Consider the following 16391-nt stretch of genomic DNA (forward strand, 5'->3'; position numbering starts at 1 on the left):
TTATAGTACATAAGGAAGTAACTGGAAAGTTTAGTTTATTTAATAGAAGGTATGAGAGGATTTATTTTGGAGGAGCTATTTGTATGTTTAACAAGCTAACGTTTTGGAAGAAGAGGGCTATTTCTTCAAGTCTGCAGGAACGGATAAATGTCCTAAAGCAACAAAGTATTCCAGAACATATTGCAATTATAATGGATGGTAATGGTCGCTGGGCTAAAAAACGAAATCTTCCAAGAATTGCAGGCCATCATGAGGGCATGAAGTGTGTAAAAAGAATAACAAAAATGGCAGATGAATTGGGAATAAAAGTTTTGACTTTATATGCATTTTCTACTGAAAATTGGAAAAGGCCTAAAAAAGAAGTAGAGTATATCATGTCCTTGCCTGAACAATTTCTAAGTACATTTTTGCCTGAATTGATTGAAAAAAATGTAAAAGTTACATCAATCGGCTATATAGAGCAATTACCTGCCCATACATTAAAGGCATTGGAAGATGCAAAGGAAAAAACAAAGGATAATACCGGATTAATCTTAAATTTTGCTTTGAATTATGGAAGCAGATCCGAAATTCTTCATGGGATCAAAAATTTGGTGAATGACTGTAAAAATAATGATATAGATGCACATGATATAACAGAGGAACTTTTTTCTTCGTATTTAATGACAGAAGGCATGGCAGATCCAGATTTGCTGATCCGCACTAGCGGAGAACTAAGAATCAGCAACTTTATGTTATGGCAGCTGGCTTATACAGAATTATGGTTTACGGAAGTTTTTTGGCCGGATTTCAGCGAAGAACATTTAATAGAGGCAATTGAAGTATTCCAAAACAGGCAAAGGCGTTTTGGAGGAGTCTAATAAGGGTTGTGAATAGATAAATGAAACAAAGAATCATAACAGCAATAATTGCAATGGCCGTATTTATACCATTTGTGTATATGGGAGGCTGGCCTTTAATATTACTTACATTCTTACTTTCAGCAATTGGATTATTTGAATTATTAAGAATGCGCCATATTCGCTTGTTTTCTTTTCCAGGAATTTTTTCTTTGCTAGTTGTCTGGTTATGGATTTTGCCCAATAACTATGATGGTCTTTTGAATGCAATCTCGTTATCTAAGATAGAAATCGGTTTATTTGCTGTTCTTTTTTATTTAACCTATATGGTTGCATCTAAAAATAAATTTACGATTGAAGACCTTTCTTATTCTATTTTATCTGTTATCTATATGGGGGTCGGTTTTCTCTTTTTTGTAGAAATCCGTGAGACAGCAGGATTATGGATGCTTATTTATTCCCTATTTATTATTTGGGCAACAGATTCCGGTGCCTATTTTATTGGAAGAGCTTTTGGAAAAAGGAAGCTATGGCCGGAAATTAGTCCAAATAAAACAGTAGAAGGAGCTATTGGCGGAATTATTTGTGCCTGTATCGTTTCTGTTCTATTTAGCCTATTTGGCAACATAGAATGGTATATCATGGTATTTATCACGATTATTTTATCCGCTTTTGGACAAATTGGCGATTTAGCGGAATCGGCATTGAAAAGGCATTTTGGTGTAAAAGATTCAGGAAACCTTTTGCCAGGGCATGGGGGCATATTAGATCGATTTGATAGTTTATTATTTGTTTGGCCATTGCTTTATTTCATATTGGATGCCTTTCAGGTTATCTAATTTGTACTTCGACATCATTTGAAAGAAACATAGTAGGAAAAGAGAGTGAGATAGTGAAGTATATTAGTTTGTTAGGAGCCACTGGATCCATTGGAACACAAACGCTTGATGTGATAAAAAATAATCCAGAAAGCTTTCAGCTGGTTGCATTTTCTTCAGGAAAAAATATAGAATTAACCAAAAGCATTATTTCAGAATTTCAGCCTTTTTTTGTTGCGGTTGCAGATAAACAAGATTGCGATCAATTAAAACAGGAATTCCCTTCTATTCGTTTTTCTTATGGACAAGAGGGGCTAATCGAAGTTGCGGTTTACCATAAAGCAGATATACTAGTGAATGCTGTATTAGGCAGTGTTGGTTTGCAGCCAACATTGCAAGCGATTGAAGCGAAAAAAACAATCGCCATTGCAAATAAGGAGACATTGGTAACGGCAGGCCATTTAGTAATGGAAGCAGCCAAAAGAAATAATGTGGCGATATTGCCTGTTGATAGTGAACACTCTGCGATTTTCCAAAGCTTACAAGGAGAATATGACAAAAATATTGAGCGTCTTATTATCACAGCATCAGGAGGAAGCTTTCGAGAGTTAACAAGAGCGGACCTGCAGCATGTAACACGAGAAGATGCCCTAAACCATCCTAATTGGTCAATGGGAGCGAAAATTACGATTGATTCTGCTACAATGATGAATAAGGGGCTAGAAGTAATAGAAGCACATTGGCTATTTTCCCTTTCATACGATAAAATTGATGTATTGCTCCATAAGGAAAGCATTATCCATTCTATGGTAGAGTTCCATGACAGCAGTGTGATGGCGCAATTGGGATCCCCTGACATGAGAGTGCCAATCCAATATGCTTTAACTTATCCGGATCGTATTCCTCTAAAGGGAGCTAATAGATTAGACTTAGCTGCTATAGGGAAACTTCATTTTCAAGAGATGGATTTAGATAGATTTCGCTGTCTTCGCTATGCATATGAAGCTGGCCGAGCAGGGGGAACTTTGCCAACGGTATTAAATGCCGCAAATGAAATAGCTGTTGCTAAATTTTTAGCGGGAGAAATCAGCTTTCTGAAAATAGAAGAGCTGATTGAACAAGCTATCAACGATCATCAAAATATAGCAAACCCAAGTCTTGCTGTTATACAAGAGGTTGATTTGGAAACAAGAAAAAAAGTAAGCACACTTCGATAAAAAGGTGGTTATATTTTGAATACAGTAGTAGCGTTTATTATTATCTTTGGTGCATTAGTTTTTTTTCATGAATTGGGCCATTTTATTTTTGCTAAAAGAGCAGGGATTTTGTGCCGGGAATTTGCAATTGGTTTTGGGCCGAAAATATTCTCGCAAAAAAGAGGAGAAACTACGTATACCATTAGGCTTCTTCCTTTAGGGGGATATGTTCGAATGGCTGGAGAAGACCCGGAGATGGTCGATATTAAAGCTGGCCATCGCATAGGCCTTATTCTGGATAAAAACGAAGAAGTGACCAAAATCATTATCAATAATAAAGAAAAATATCCAAATGCTCGCATTGTAAATGTAGAAGCAGCGGATTTAGAGCATGATTTGTTTATTAAAGGGTATGCAGAAGATGACATCGATGAAAAATTATTGGTTTTTCCAATAAAAAAAGATGCATTAATAGTTGAAAATGGCACGGCATCACAGATAGCTCCATATGATCGTCAATTTGCCAGCAAAACACTAGGTCAACGAACAATGGCGATTATTGCAGGACCCATGATGAACTTTATTTTGGCGTTTGTCGTATTTGTGCTGATTGCTCTTATTCAAGGGATTCCATCTGATCAGCCAAAGCTTGGCAAATTAATAGATGATGGGCAAGCAATTCAAGCAGGTTTAAAGGAAGGGGATACGATTATAAGCATTGATGGAGATTCTGTCACCAGCTGGAATGAAGTCGTATCCATCATTCAGAAGAGTCCTGGCGAGGACTTGGAATTGAACTTGCTTCGAGAGGGAAAAGAAATGACTGTTGATGTTACGCCAAAAGCAACGGAAACAGAAGATGGAAAAACAATTGGGTTAATTGGGGTTTATAGCCCAATGGAAAAATCACCTTTAAAAGCAGTGCAGTATGGAGCAACGGAAACATACACATGGACAAAAGAAATTCTTGGAGCGGTCGGCAAGCTGGTTACAGGTCAATTTTCCATTGATGCATTGAGTGGACCTGTTGGGATATATAAATCAACAGATACTGTAGCCCAATCAGGAATTTATTATTTAATGAAGTGGGCAGGTATTTTGAGCATCAATCTTGGTATTATGAACTTGCTTCCATTTCCGGCTCTTGACGGGGGCAGATTATTGTTTTTTGCAATAGAAGCAGTTCGTGGAAAACCGATTGATCGCCATAAAGAAGGTATGGTTCATTTTGTAGGATTTGCTCTTCTTATGCTATTAATGATCGTGGTAACATGGAACGATATCCAACGATTTTTTCTAAGATAGTATTTCTAACATGAGGAAGAGTATTCCTCATGTTAGTTATTTTTTGAATTAACCATATAAAAACATCAAACCAACCAATTATTATAGAGGTGTTATGAAGATGAAACAAAGTAAAATGCTTATCCCGACATTAAGGGAAGTTCCATCAGATGCGGAGATTTCCAGTCATCAGCTGCTTCTGCGCGCTGGATATATTCGTCAAAATGCAAGTGGGATTTATTCTTATTTGCCACTAGCAAATAAAGTGCTGAAAAAAATTGAACAAATTATTAGAGAAGAAATGGATGCCGCAGGTGCAGTGGAATTATTGATGCCTGCTATGCAGCAAGCGGAGCTTTGGCAAGAGTCTGGCAGATGGTATACTTATGGCCCTGAATTAATGCGTTTAAAAGATCGAAATAGTCGTGAATTTGCTTTAGGAGCTACACATGAAGAAGTGATTACAAGCCTTGTTCGTGATGAAGTGAAATCATATAAACGTCTGCCGCTTGCTTTGTATCAAATTCAAACAAAATTCCGTGATGAAAAAAGACCAAGGTTTGGCATTTTGCGTGGACGGGAATTTATTATGAAAGATGCTTATTCTTTCCATTCATCGCATGATAGTTTGGATGAAGTGTATGATGCTTTATTTCAAGCGTACTGCAATGTATTTGCACGCTGTGATTTAAACTATCGGGCCGTAATTGCAGACAGCGGGGCAATGGGCGGGAAAGATACCCATGAGTTTATGGTATTGTCAGATGTTGGGGAAGACACAATTGCTTATTCGACAGAATCTAATTATGCAGCAAATATTGAAATGGCGCCTGTTGTAGCACCATATGGCAAAGAAGACAAGCCTCTTTTAGCTTTAGAAAAAGTGAAAACAGAAAATCAAAAAACAATTGAACAAGTATCTAGTTTCTTGAACAGCACGGCAGATCAATGCATTAAGTCATTGCTGTTTAAAGTAGATGAAAAATATGTATTGGTATTAGTGCGCGGCGATCATGAAGTAAATGATATTAAAGTGAAAAATTTATTAGAAGCCGATATTGTTGAATTGGCAGAAGCAAAAGAAACAGCAAATGTGTTAGGATGCAGTATTGGTTCACTTGGGCCAATTAATGTAAAAGATATCGAAGTTATTGCAGATAATGGAGTAAAATCAATTGTTAATGGTATTTGCGGTGCAAATGAAGAAGACTATCATTATATCAATGTAAATCCTGAGCGTGATTTCCAAGTGTCTCAATATGCGGACCTTCGTTTTATCCAAGAAGGCGATATATCTCCAGATGGAAAAGGTACGATTGCATTTGCAAAAGGAATTGAAGTAGGGCATGTATTTAAATTAGGAACTCGCTACAGTGAAGCGATGGGAGCAACTTATTTAGATGAAAATGGCCGCACACAGCCAATTATAATGGGCTGTTATGGCATTGGTGTATCAAGAACAATGGCTGCTATTGTGGAACAGTTCCATGATGATAAAGGAATTGTATGGCCACGTGATATAGCACCATTTGACGTGCATGTTATTCCTGTTAATACAAAAGACCAAACCCAAACAGAATTAGCAGACAAGCTGTATACTCTATTAAAAGCTAACCGTTTAGATGTATTGGTGGATGATCGTGCGGAACGTCCCGGCGTTAAATTTGCTGATTCTGATTTAATTGGATTGCCGATCCGCGTAACAGTTGGGAAAAAAGCTTCAGAAGGAATTGTTGAAGTGAAAGTAAGAGCTACTGGCGAAATGCTTGAAGTACATGAAAATGAACTAGTAGAGACTATTGCAAATTTATTGAAGAAATAAATTAAGTCATCTAAAAAGGCGCTTTCTTATAAAAGAAGGCGCTGTTTTTATGCAAAAAATCTTTTTGAGTAGATGAAACAAGCAGACTTATGCTAAAGTAAAAAGTTGTGTTAATAGACTTCCATCTATTTCTAATAAGCAGAAGAAGGGAAAAACAAACCATATGGTATAATAATAGTTATCCTATCTTTTGTAGGTAGTCAAATAAGGAAATAAAAATAGAAAAAGAAAGGAGAGGAATAATGAGTGATATAAGCAATCGAGTAGATAGATTTCAGCTGCTTCTCCAGCAATTGGGGTTAACAGATGATCAATATGTCAGCCATTTTCGCAATGCAAAAATTGATAAACTTGTCATTGAAAAACGAGCGAAAAAATGGCATTTTCATTTTTTGTTTGATGAAATTATTCCATTTCAAATTTATCAGCTTTTTACAACAAAATTAATGAATAGTTTTTCTCATATTGCGTCTATTACGTATTCTATAAATGTCCAGAACGCACTTGTTACAGATAGTTTAATTAAAGAGTACTGGTCGAGTGTAATTGAACAAATGCAAGGCATATCACCTCCTCTTGTTAAATTATTAAATGAACAAGTCCCAAAAATACAAGGGAATAAACTAACCATCCATGTTCGCAATGAAATGGAAGGTCTTGCAATCAAAAGAAAATATGCGCAAATGATTACAGATTCTTACCAGTATTTTGGTTTTCCCCCCCTTGCGTTAGAAACAGAGATAAAACAAGAAGAATCGAATGCTGAGTATGAACAATTTTTGCAGGCAAAAAGACTAGAAGATCAAGAGAGAGGGAAACAAGCTCTTCTTGATATTCAGAAGATGGAAGCAGAAAAAGAAGCAAGTGATATGGGAGTTCCATCTGGTCCCCTTACAATTGGCTTAACGATTAAGGATGACAGCGACTACCGCCGCATGGAAGAAATCGTTGATGAAGAACGACGAATCACAGTAGAAGGATACGTATTCTTTGCAGAGACGAAGGAGCTGCGGAGTGGAAGAACCCTTTTAACATTTAAAATAACGGATTATACAAGCTCTATCTTAGTTAAAATGTTTTCTCGCGATAAAGAGGATGCCGCATTATTCCAATTAGTGAAAAAGGGGATGTGGCTTAGAGCTCGTGGAAGCATTCAAAATGACACATTTGTTCGCGATTTAGTGATGATCGGCAATGATTTAAATGAAATAAAGCCAATCGAAAGGCAAGATACAGCAAAAGCAGATGAAAAAAGAGTAGAGCTTCATCTTCACACACCAATGAGCCAAATGGATGCTGTTTCCTCTGTCGGTAACTTGGTCAGCCAGGCCAAAAAATGGGGCCATAAAGCGATTGCTATAACAGATCATGCAGTTGCTCAAAGTTTTCCTGAAGCATTTGGCGCCGGCAAAAAAAATGATATTAAAATTTTATACGGCGTGGAAATGAATCTCGTCGATGATGGAGTGCCTATTGCTTACAATCCACACGATATTTTGCTTGATGATGCAACCTATGTGGTTTTTGACGTAGAAACAACTGGTCTATCTGCCGTTTACAATACAATTATCGAACTTGCAGCCGTGAAAATTCATAATGGCGAAATTATTGACCGGTTTGAATCTTTTGCGAATCCTCATCATCGTCTTTCGGCAACCACCATTAATTTAACAGGCATTACAGACGAAATGGTTCAAGATGCCCCAGAGATAGATATTGTTTTGCGTAAATTTGCAGATTGGACAGGTGACAGCATTCTTGTTGCCCATAACGCGTCTTTTGATGTTGGTTTTATTAATGTAGGATATCAAAAGGCAGGTCTTAAAAAATCAACAAATCCAGTTATTGATACGCTGGAGTTTGGCCGGTTTTTATATCCAGAATTAAAAAACCATCGTTTAAATACATTAGCGAAAAAGTTTGATATTGAACTAACCCAACATCACCGCGCCATTTATGATGCAGAAGCAACAGGATATCTTGTTCTTAAAATGCTGAAAGATGCAGCGGAAAAGGGCATTACAAATCATAATCAGCTTAATGACAATATGGGACAAGGGAATGCTTATCAAAGAGCCCGCCCATATCACTGCACGGTGCTTGCCCAAACCGAGATAGGATTAAAAAATCTGTTTAAATTAGTATCGATTGCCCATATAAACTATTTTTATAGAGTGCCGCGAATTCCTCGCTCTGTACTGCAAAAATATCGAGAAGGACTCCTGATTGGTTCTGCCTGTGATAAAGGGGAAGTTTTTGAGGCAATGATGCAAAAAGCTCCAGAAGAAGTAGAAGAGATTGCACCTTTTTATGACTATATAGAAGTAATGCCAAAAGAGGTGTATGCCCATTTAATAGAGATGGAGCTTGTTAATGATGAAAAAGCATTAGAAGAAATCATCACAAATATCGTGCATTTAGGCGATAAGCTGGAAATTCCAGTAGCGGCAACTGGAAATGTTCATTATGTGAATCCTAATGATAAAATTTACCGGGAAATATTAGTAGGGTCACAAGGGGGAGCAAACCCGCTTAATAGACATAAACTTCCTGATGTGCATTTTCGTACAACAAATGAAATGCTTGATTGCTTCCGTTTTTTAGGGGAAGAAAAGGCAAAAGAAATTGTTGTTGCAAATTCCAATAAAATTGCAGATATGATAGATGTCATTAAGCCGATTAAAGATGATCTATATACGCCGAAAATTGAAGGCTCTGATGAAGAAATGCGTGAAATGAGCTACAGTATGGCCCGCAGAATTTATGGCGAGGAACTTCCTGAAATAGTGGAAGCGCGCCTAGAAAAAGAATTAAAAAGCATTATCGGCCATGGATTTGCGGTTATTTATTTGATCTCTCATAAGCTTGTGAAAAAGTCGTTAGATGACGGTTATCTTGTAGGATCCCGGGGTTCGGTTGGTTCCTCTTTTGTTGCAACTATGACAGAAATAACGGAAGTAAATCCGCTTCCGCCACATTATGTTTGTACATCATGCAAACAATCAGAATTTTTTAATGATGGTTCGGTTGGTTCAGGTTTTGACTTGCCTGATAAAGATTGTCCAACTTGTGGCATACCATACAAAAAAGATGGCCACGATATTCCTTTTGAAACGTTCCTTGGATTTAAGGGCGATAAAGTTCCCGATATTGATTTGAGTGTGTCACGTTGCTAATTGAAAAGATTAGCCACTAGCTATAATGCTAGGAGAACTGCTATTTCGAAGTGTGGAATGACGGAGTAACGCCCTGAAACACACTCACTGAAGCTGCGGCAGGCATAAGGAGTATTGCAAAAACAACTTTTGTCTGAAGCCCGCTAAAGTAGGCTGAAGGTCACCCTAACAGTACGGCTGAGGAAAGGGAGCTATAAAGCTTTTGTGATCGATAGGTCTGGTGTCTATAAAATCTATATGGTTAGAATCGGTACAATCACTGGGACGAACCCTCGACTGACTTCTCGTGAATGTCACGTACTAGAAATGGTATGGGGTCAATATTGACTTCTAGGTGTGGATGAGTAAACGTTTGGTTATGAAAATCCATAATGTGTTACAGGCACATTCAAGCCTAGCGGGATTTAGAGGGAACCTAAGTAGATAATAAACAGATAGGAATAGCGGAACGTGAGAAGCTTCCAACACATCAGAAGATTGCAATTTGCTAAAAGTGGTTCTATGGAAAAGCATTGGCTATAACATAGATTTACGGAAGTGGCAGTAATGCCGTAGTACCGCTTACAAGAATGCCTATGATGACTGAATAACCAATAAGTCTGAGGATAAAACATTCTTTCAGGGAAGGGCATTAGTCGTTAACAATTAACGATGGAACGCCGTGTGAGTGTGAAAGCCTCATGCACGGTGTGAGATGGGGGAAAAGCTGGAGATGAATTCAAATGCTTACCTATCATCATATTTTTCCGGTGAATATCAGCCTAAAGCCCATAATTATACGAAAGCATTGTTTGGGGAGGAGTATGTATATCGCGCAGGAACAATTGGCACAGTTGCGGATAAAACAGCTTATGGATATGTGAAAGCATATCAAAATGATAATAATCTGCAAATAAGAGGAGCGGAAATTGACCGGCTAGCATCAGGCTGTACTGGGGTAAAAAGAACGACTGGGCAGCATCCTGGCGGTATTATCGTTATACCAGATTATATGGATGTATATGATTTCACCCCTATTCAATTTCCGGCAGATGATAGAAACTCAGAGTGGAAAACAACGCATTTTGACTTCCATTCTATTCATGATAATGTATTAAAGCTAGATATACTTGGACACGACGATCCAACAGTCATCAGAATGCTGCAAGATTTAAGCGGCATTGATCCAAAAACAATTCCGACTGATGATCCGGAAGTAATGAAAATTTTCAGCGGAACAGAGTCTCTAGGGGTAACAGCAGAACAAATTAATTGCAAAACAGGTACATTTGGAATTCCTGAATTCGGTACAAAATTTGTTCGGCAAATGCTGGAGGACACGAAGCCAACTACTTTTTCCGAGTTGGTGCAAATCTCTGGTCTTTCTCATGGTACAGACGTATGGCTCGGAAATGCACAAGAACTTATTCATAATAATATTTGTAATCTGAGTGAAGTTATCGGGTGCCGTGACGATATTATGGTTTATCTGATCTATCAAGGACTAGACCCAAGCTTTGCCTTTAAAATTATGGAAAGTGTACGTAAAGGGAAAGGTCTGTCAGATGATATGGAAGAAGAAATGCGCAAAAATGAAGTGCCGGAATGGTATATAGATTCATGCAAAAAGATAAAATATATGTTCCCCAAGGCGCATGCAGCGGCATATGTATTGATGGCAGTTCGGATTGCTTATTTTAAAGTGCATCATCCGCTCCTTTATTATGCAGCATATTTTACTGTTCGTGCCGAGGATTTTGATGTAGATGCAATGGTAAAAGGCTCGCACAGCATTAAAGCAGTAATTGATGAAATCAGCGGCAAAGGGCTTGATGCCTCTACTAAAGAGAAAAACTTGTTAACTGTTATGGAACTGGCATATGAGATGGTAGAACGTGGATTCTCTTTTCAAAAGGTTGATTTATATAAATCAAGTGCAACAGAATTTATTATTGAAGGAAATGCACTGATACCTCCATTTAACAGTATACCGGGATTAGGTACAAATGCTGCATTAAACATCGTTCGTTCAAGGGAAGATGGAGAATTTTTATCCAAAGAAGATCTTCAGCAAAGGGGAAAAGTTTCGAAAACAATTATGGAATATCTAGATAACCATGGATGTTTAGCAGGCATGCCAGACCAAAACCAACTATCTTTATTCTGATTATAGTGGAAGCGGATGGAGGAGGGGCTTGAAAGTCTTATGAAACGTGAGCTCTATTTGCATAAAAGCCATGGTTATGGTATAGTTAGTTTGGAGATACTAAAGATAACTTTCGCAAAATGAGAGTGGGGAAACCCACTCTTTCCTATTGTGTACACATTTTTTTCCAAAAAAGAAAAAGTGATTGCTTGTTTATAGGTAAAACGCATGGATGTGTCACTACATAAAAACCTTTATACCACTTGCATGTATTTATTGAAGGAAAGGTATAGTAAGAACATCATCGACCTTTAAAGATTGATGAAATGAAGAGCGTATTGTCTAAAAGTATAGTGGATTCCTGATTTTAGGAACTTTTTACAAAAGAACAGTTCCTTGTACAAGGAGGGAAAAAGTTGAGCAAAGTAACAGAATTAGTAGAAGAAATGGTGACACCCATTTTGGAAGAACTTCATTTAGAATTAGTGGACGTTGAGTATGTAAAAGAAGGTCCGAACTGGTTTTTGCGTGTTTCTATTGATAAAGAAAACGGAGTAGATATAGATGAATGTGCAGCGGTTAGCGAAAAGCTAAGCGAAAAACTAGATGAAGTCGATCCAATTACGGAAAATTATTTTCTAGAAGTATCATCACCGGGTGCTGAAAGGCCTTTAAAAAAGGATAAGGACTTTGAAAGAGCCATTGGAAAAAATGTGTTTGTTAAAACCTATGAACCGATTGACAATGAAAAGGCATTTGAAGGCACTTTAATAAGTTTTGATGGAATAAGCTTATCAATAGAAATAAAAATTAAAACTAGAAAAAAAACAATAGTCATTCCATACGAAAAAGTGGCTAAAGCTCGTCTTGCAGTAACATTTTCGTAAACTAAAGCAGCCTTATTTTTAGGAGATTAAAAGGGGGATACAATCTTTATGAGCAGTGAATTAGTAGATGCTCTTGTATTGCTTGAAAAAGAAAAAGGGATATCACGCGATGTAATCATGGATGCTATCGAAGCAGCCCTTATCTCGGCATATCGCCGCAACTTTAACCAAGCACAAAATGTTCGAATCGATTTAAATTTAGGATCTGGCACTATGCGTGTTTATGCTCGCAAGGAAGTGGTAGATGAGGTGTTTGATCCACGCCTTGAAATATCTCTTGAGGACGCACAAAAAATCAATCCAAACTACGAAGTGGAAGATGTTGTAGAATTGGAAGTGACGCCAAAAGATTTTGGCCGCATAGCTGCACAAACAGCAAAACAAGTAGTGACTCAGCGTGTTCGTGAAGCAGAAAGAGGCATTATCTATTCTGAATTTATCGATCGTGAAGAAGATATTATGACGGGAATTGTTCAACGCCAAGACAGCAAGTTTATTTATGTCAGCTTAGGGAAAATCGAGGCGATTCTACCTGCTAATGAACAAATGCCAAATGAATTCTATAAACCTCATGATCGCATAAAAGTGTTTATCACAAAAGTAGAAAAAACAACAAAGGGGCCACAAATTTATGTTTCCAGAACACATCCCGGCCTCTTAAAAAGATTATTTGAAATGGAAGTGCCGGAAATATTCGATGGCACAGTAGAAATAAAATCCGTGGCACGTGAAGCTGGCGACAGATCCAAAATCTCTGTTCATTCCGATAACGAAGAAGTAGATCCAGTAGGATCATGTGTAGGACCAAAAGGGACACGCGTGCAAACAATCGTCAATGAATTAAAAGGCGAAAAAATTGATATTGTGAAATGGTCTGAAGATCCAACTATATTTGTTGCCAATGCTCTAAGCCCTTCTAAAGTATTGGAAGTAATTGTGAATGAAGAAGAAAAAGCAACAACTGTTATCGTTCCTGATTATCAATTGTCTTTGGCAATTGGGAAAAGAGGGCAAAATGCTCGTTTAGCAGCAAAACTTACTGGCTGGAAAATTGATATCAAGTCAGAAACTGAAGCAAGAGAAGCAGGAATTTATCCAACAGAATCTTCTTTAATAACTTTTGATGATGCAGAAGATGAGCAGGATGAATTCCATTTAACTACAGAAGATTTGGATTAATTGAGGTGAATGTGTGTGAACAAACCGAAAAAAGTTCCAATGCGTAAATGTGTTGCTACCGGTGAGATGAGGCCGAAAAAAGAACTAGTTCGCATCGTTCGCTCGAAAGAAGGAGAAGTAACTGTTGATTTAACAGGAAAGAAATCCGGACGTGGGGCATATCTTTCTAAGGATAAAGAAGCAGTGCTTTTAGCCAAGAAAAAAAATATTCTTTCCAGCCAGCTTGGAGTGGCTATTGAAGATTCAATTTATGAAGAGCTCATGGAAATAATAGAGAAGGAGCAAAGACAATCCAAATGAATCAAAAACAATGGATGTCATTACTTGGCTTAGCAAATCGAGCACGGAAGATTACCTCAGGTGAGGAACTAGCCGTTAAGGAAATTAGAAGCGGAACTGCAAAGCTTATTTTATTATCAGAAGATGCGTCGGAAAATACGACAAAAAAAATTACCGATAAATGCAAGTCATATGCTGTGCCAGTACGTTTGGTGCCAAATCGAGAAATATTGGGACAGTCTATCGGTAAAGAAGCGAGAGTAGTTGTCGCTGTTTTGGATAATGGATTTGCAAAAAAACTTTTAACGCTGCTCGATTAATTCTAGCGGGGGTGAAATGATGAGTAAAATGCGAGTTTATGAATACGCTAAAAAATTCAATATTTCCAGCAAAGATGTTATTACGCAATTAAAAGATATGAATGTCGAAGTATCCAACCATATGACAACACTGGAAGAAGATGCAGTCAAACAGCTGGATAAGGTATATAATAAGAGCGCTGGAAACAGCCAAAATAAACCATCGCAAATAAATCCTGCGAAAAATATAGCAGACAGCTACGAGGAGGAGACAGATGCAATGGTCGAAAAGGGGAAAGTAAATCAATCTGTGAAGAATACGAAAGATAATAAACCAACCTTTAATAATAAATCAAAAACTAATAACCGTCCTAATAATAAAAATAATAACCGCAAAGGCAAACAGCAAAATCAAGCGCCTGTAATGCCGCCTGCTCCTAAAAAGGAAAAGGAATTACCAACAAAAATTACATTTAGCGAATCTTTAACAGTTGGGGAACTAGCAAAAAAATTACATCGTGAACCATCTGAAATTATTAAAAAGTTATTTATGCTTGGTGTAATGGCTACTATCAATCAAGATTTGGATAAAGATTCCATTGAACTGATTGCAAGCGACTACGGAGTAGAAGTAGAAGAAGAAATCAAAATCGATGCAACAGACTTAGAAGTATACTTTGCCGATGATGAAGACGCAGAATTAGTAGAGCGTCCATCTGTTGTTACAATTATGGGACACGTAGACCATGGGAAAACAACATTGCTTGACAGCATCCGCAATACAAAAGTAACTGCTGGAGAAGCAGGAGGCATCACACAGCATATTGGTGCATATCAAATAGAAGAAAATGGCAAAAAGATCACTTTCTTAGATACTCCTGGGCATGCTGCCTTTACAACAATGCGTGCACGTGGCGCAAAAATTACAGACATCACTATTCTAGTAGTAGCAGCAGATGACGGTGTAATGCCGCAAACAATTGAAGCTATTAACCATGCTAAAGCGGCAGAAGTGCCGATTATTGTAGCGGTAAACAAAATGGATAAACCAACAGCAAATCCTGATCGTGTTATGCAAGAATTAACAGAACATGCATTAGTACCAGAAGCATGGGGTGGGGATACTATTTTTGTTCCTCTGTCTGCTCTTACAGGTGAAGGAATTGATACATTACTGGAAATGATCTTGCTTGTAGGAGAAGTGGAAGAATACAAAGCAAATCCTAAACGCAATGCAGTTGGAACGGTTATTGAAGCAGAACTTGATAAAGGAAAAGGTTCTGTTGCAACCCTGTTAGTTCAAAATGGAACATTAAATATTGGAGATCCAATCGTAGTAGGTAGCACATTTGGCCGTGTTCGGGCCATGGTAAATGATTTAGGCCGTCGTGTGAAAAGTGTTGGACCATCTACACCTGTTGAAATTACAGGATTAAACGAAGTGCCTCAAGCTGGTGACCGTTTTGTTGTCTTCAAAGATGAAAAAACAGCAAGACAAGTAGGGGAAGCGCGTTCTACGCAAGCCATTCAAGCACAAAGATCTGAAAAAACACGCATTAGCTTAGATAATTTATTTGAGCATATGAAACAAGGAGAAATGAAAGATCTTAATATCGTCTTAAAAGCGGATGTTCAAGGTTCTGCAGAAGCATTGGCAGCAGCACTTTACAAAATTGAAGTAGAAGGCGTTAACGTTAAGATTATTCATACAGCAGTTGGTGCAATTAATGAATCAGATATTACGCTTGCAGCAGCGTCAAATGCGATTGTTATCGGATTTAACGTTCGTCCAGATGTAAATGCAAAAAGAGCAGCAGATGCTGAAGAAGTAGATGTACGTCTGCACCGCATTATCTATAAGGTGATTGAAGAAATTGAAGCAGCGATGAAAGGAATGCTAGATCCAGAATTCCAAGAAAAAATCATCGGCCAGGCAGAAATCCGTCAAACATTTAAAGTATCAAAAATTGGAACAATCGCTGGTTCTTATGTAACAGACGGAAAAATTACAAGAGATAGCGGAATTCGTTTAATTCGTGATGGTGTTGTTATTTTTGAAGGCGAAATTGACGCATTAAAACGTTTTAAAGACGATGCAAAAGAAGTAAGCCAAGGCTACGAGTGTGGTGTAACTATTAAGAACTTCAATGATGTTAAAGAAGGCGACATTATCGAAGCGTATATTATGGAAGAAATTGAACGCAAATGATTATAGGTCTTTTAACTGTTGAAGCAATCATTTATGATGCTCATTCGTTAAAAGAAAAGCGGGCTGTACTTCAGCGAATTACAACCCGCTTAAAACAAAAATATAATATTTCTGTATCGGAAGTAGACTTTCAAGACACTTGGCAGCATACAAAGATAGCTATTGCAGCTGTCGCTTCTAGCAAAATGCCTCTGGAAAAAGAGTTTGATTATGTTTTGAAATTTATTGACTCATTTCCAGAAATGGAGAGAACACTAACAGATATAGAATGGCTTTAA

General features: G+C 37.7%; 11 protein-coding genes and 2 pseudogenes. All 13 read left to right on the forward strand.

Going from position 1 to position 16391, the window contains the following annotated elements:
• Window positions 1–83 precede the first annotated feature (83 nt).
• The 13 genes and pseudogenes from NCCP28_RS09415 (at window position 84) to NCCP28_RS09475 (ending at window position 16391) form a co-directional block, all read left to right on the forward strand.
• The gene (locus NCCP28_RS09415; protein ID WP_248561171.1) at window positions 84–860 is read left to right on the forward strand and encodes an undecaprenyl pyrophosphate synthase; all 777 of its coding nucleotides are present in this window, start codon (window positions 84–86) and stop codon (window positions 858–860) included.
• A 20-nt stretch (window positions 861–880) separates the two neighbouring features.
• Window positions 881–1678 carry a phosphatidate cytidylyltransferase gene (locus NCCP28_RS09420; protein ID WP_248561172.1) on the forward strand — a complete coding sequence of 266 codons (798 nt, stop codon included), beginning with the start codon at window positions 881–883 and terminating at the stop codon, window positions 1676–1678.
• Between the two features lie 53 nt (window positions 1679–1731).
• The gene (dxr, locus tag NCCP28_RS09425) at window positions 1732–2874 is read left to right on the forward strand and encodes a 1-deoxy-D-xylulose-5-phosphate reductoisomerase (protein WP_248561173.1); all 1143 of its coding nucleotides are present in this window, start codon (window positions 1732–1734) and stop codon (window positions 2872–2874) included.
• Window positions 2875–2889: 15 nt separating this feature from the next.
• On the forward strand, window positions 2890–4158 hold the full coding sequence (rseP, locus tag NCCP28_RS09430) for an RIP metalloprotease RseP (RefSeq protein WP_248561174.1): 1269 nt from the start codon (window positions 2890–2892) through the stop codon (window positions 4156–4158).
• A gap of 100 nt (window positions 4159–4258) precedes the next feature.
• On the forward strand, window positions 4259–5959 hold the full coding sequence (locus NCCP28_RS09435; protein ID WP_248561175.1) for a proline--tRNA ligase: 1701 nt from the start codon (window positions 4259–4261) through the stop codon (window positions 5957–5959).
• A gap of 242 nt (window positions 5960–6201) precedes the next feature.
• Window positions 6202–9126, forward strand: a pseudogene (locus NCCP28_RS09440) (PolC-type DNA polymerase III); the annotation flags it as partial.
• Window positions 9127–9877: 751 nt separating this feature from the next.
• Window positions 9878–11281, forward strand: a pseudogene (locus NCCP28_RS09445) (PolC-type DNA polymerase III); the annotation flags it as partial.
• A 395-nt stretch (window positions 11282–11676) separates the two neighbouring features.
• The gene (gene rimP / locus NCCP28_RS09450) at window positions 11677–12147 is read left to right on the forward strand and encodes a ribosome maturation factor RimP (protein ID WP_282579544.1); all 471 of its coding nucleotides are present in this window, start codon (window positions 11677–11679) and stop codon (window positions 12145–12147) included.
• A gap of 48 nt (window positions 12148–12195) precedes the next feature.
• On the forward strand, window positions 12196–13326 hold the full coding sequence (gene nusA / locus NCCP28_RS09455; protein WP_248561176.1) for a transcription termination factor NusA: 1131 nt from the start codon (window positions 12196–12198) through the stop codon (window positions 13324–13326).
• 9 nt (window positions 13327–13335) lie between these two features.
• Window positions 13336–13626 (forward strand): RNase P modulator RnpM, encoded by a 291-nt coding sequence (gene rnpM, locus NCCP28_RS09460; RefSeq protein WP_375709387.1) that lies wholly within the window; start codon window positions 13336–13338, stop codon window positions 13624–13626.
• The gene (locus NCCP28_RS09465; RefSeq protein ID WP_248561178.1) at window positions 13623–13925 is read left to right on the forward strand and encodes a YlxQ family RNA-binding protein; all 303 of its coding nucleotides are present in this window, start codon (window positions 13623–13625) and stop codon (window positions 13923–13925) included. Before rnpM ends, NCCP28_RS09465 begins: the two co-directional genes overlap by 4 nt.
• Before the next feature lie 19 nt (window positions 13926–13944).
• Window positions 13945–16113, forward strand: a complete 2169-nt coding sequence (gene infB / locus NCCP28_RS09470; protein ID WP_248561758.1) for a translation initiation factor IF-2 — start codon at window positions 13945–13947, stop codon at window positions 16111–16113.
• Window positions 16110–16391 (forward strand): DUF503 domain-containing protein, encoded by a 282-nt coding sequence (locus NCCP28_RS09475; RefSeq protein WP_248561179.1) that lies wholly within the window; start codon window positions 16110–16112, stop codon window positions 16389–16391. Before infB ends, NCCP28_RS09475 begins: the two co-directional genes overlap by 4 nt.

It is taken from the genome of Niallia sp. NCCP-28 (assembly GCF_023168165.1).
Classification (GTDB): Bacteria; Bacillota; Bacilli; order Bacillales; family Cytobacillaceae; genus Niallia.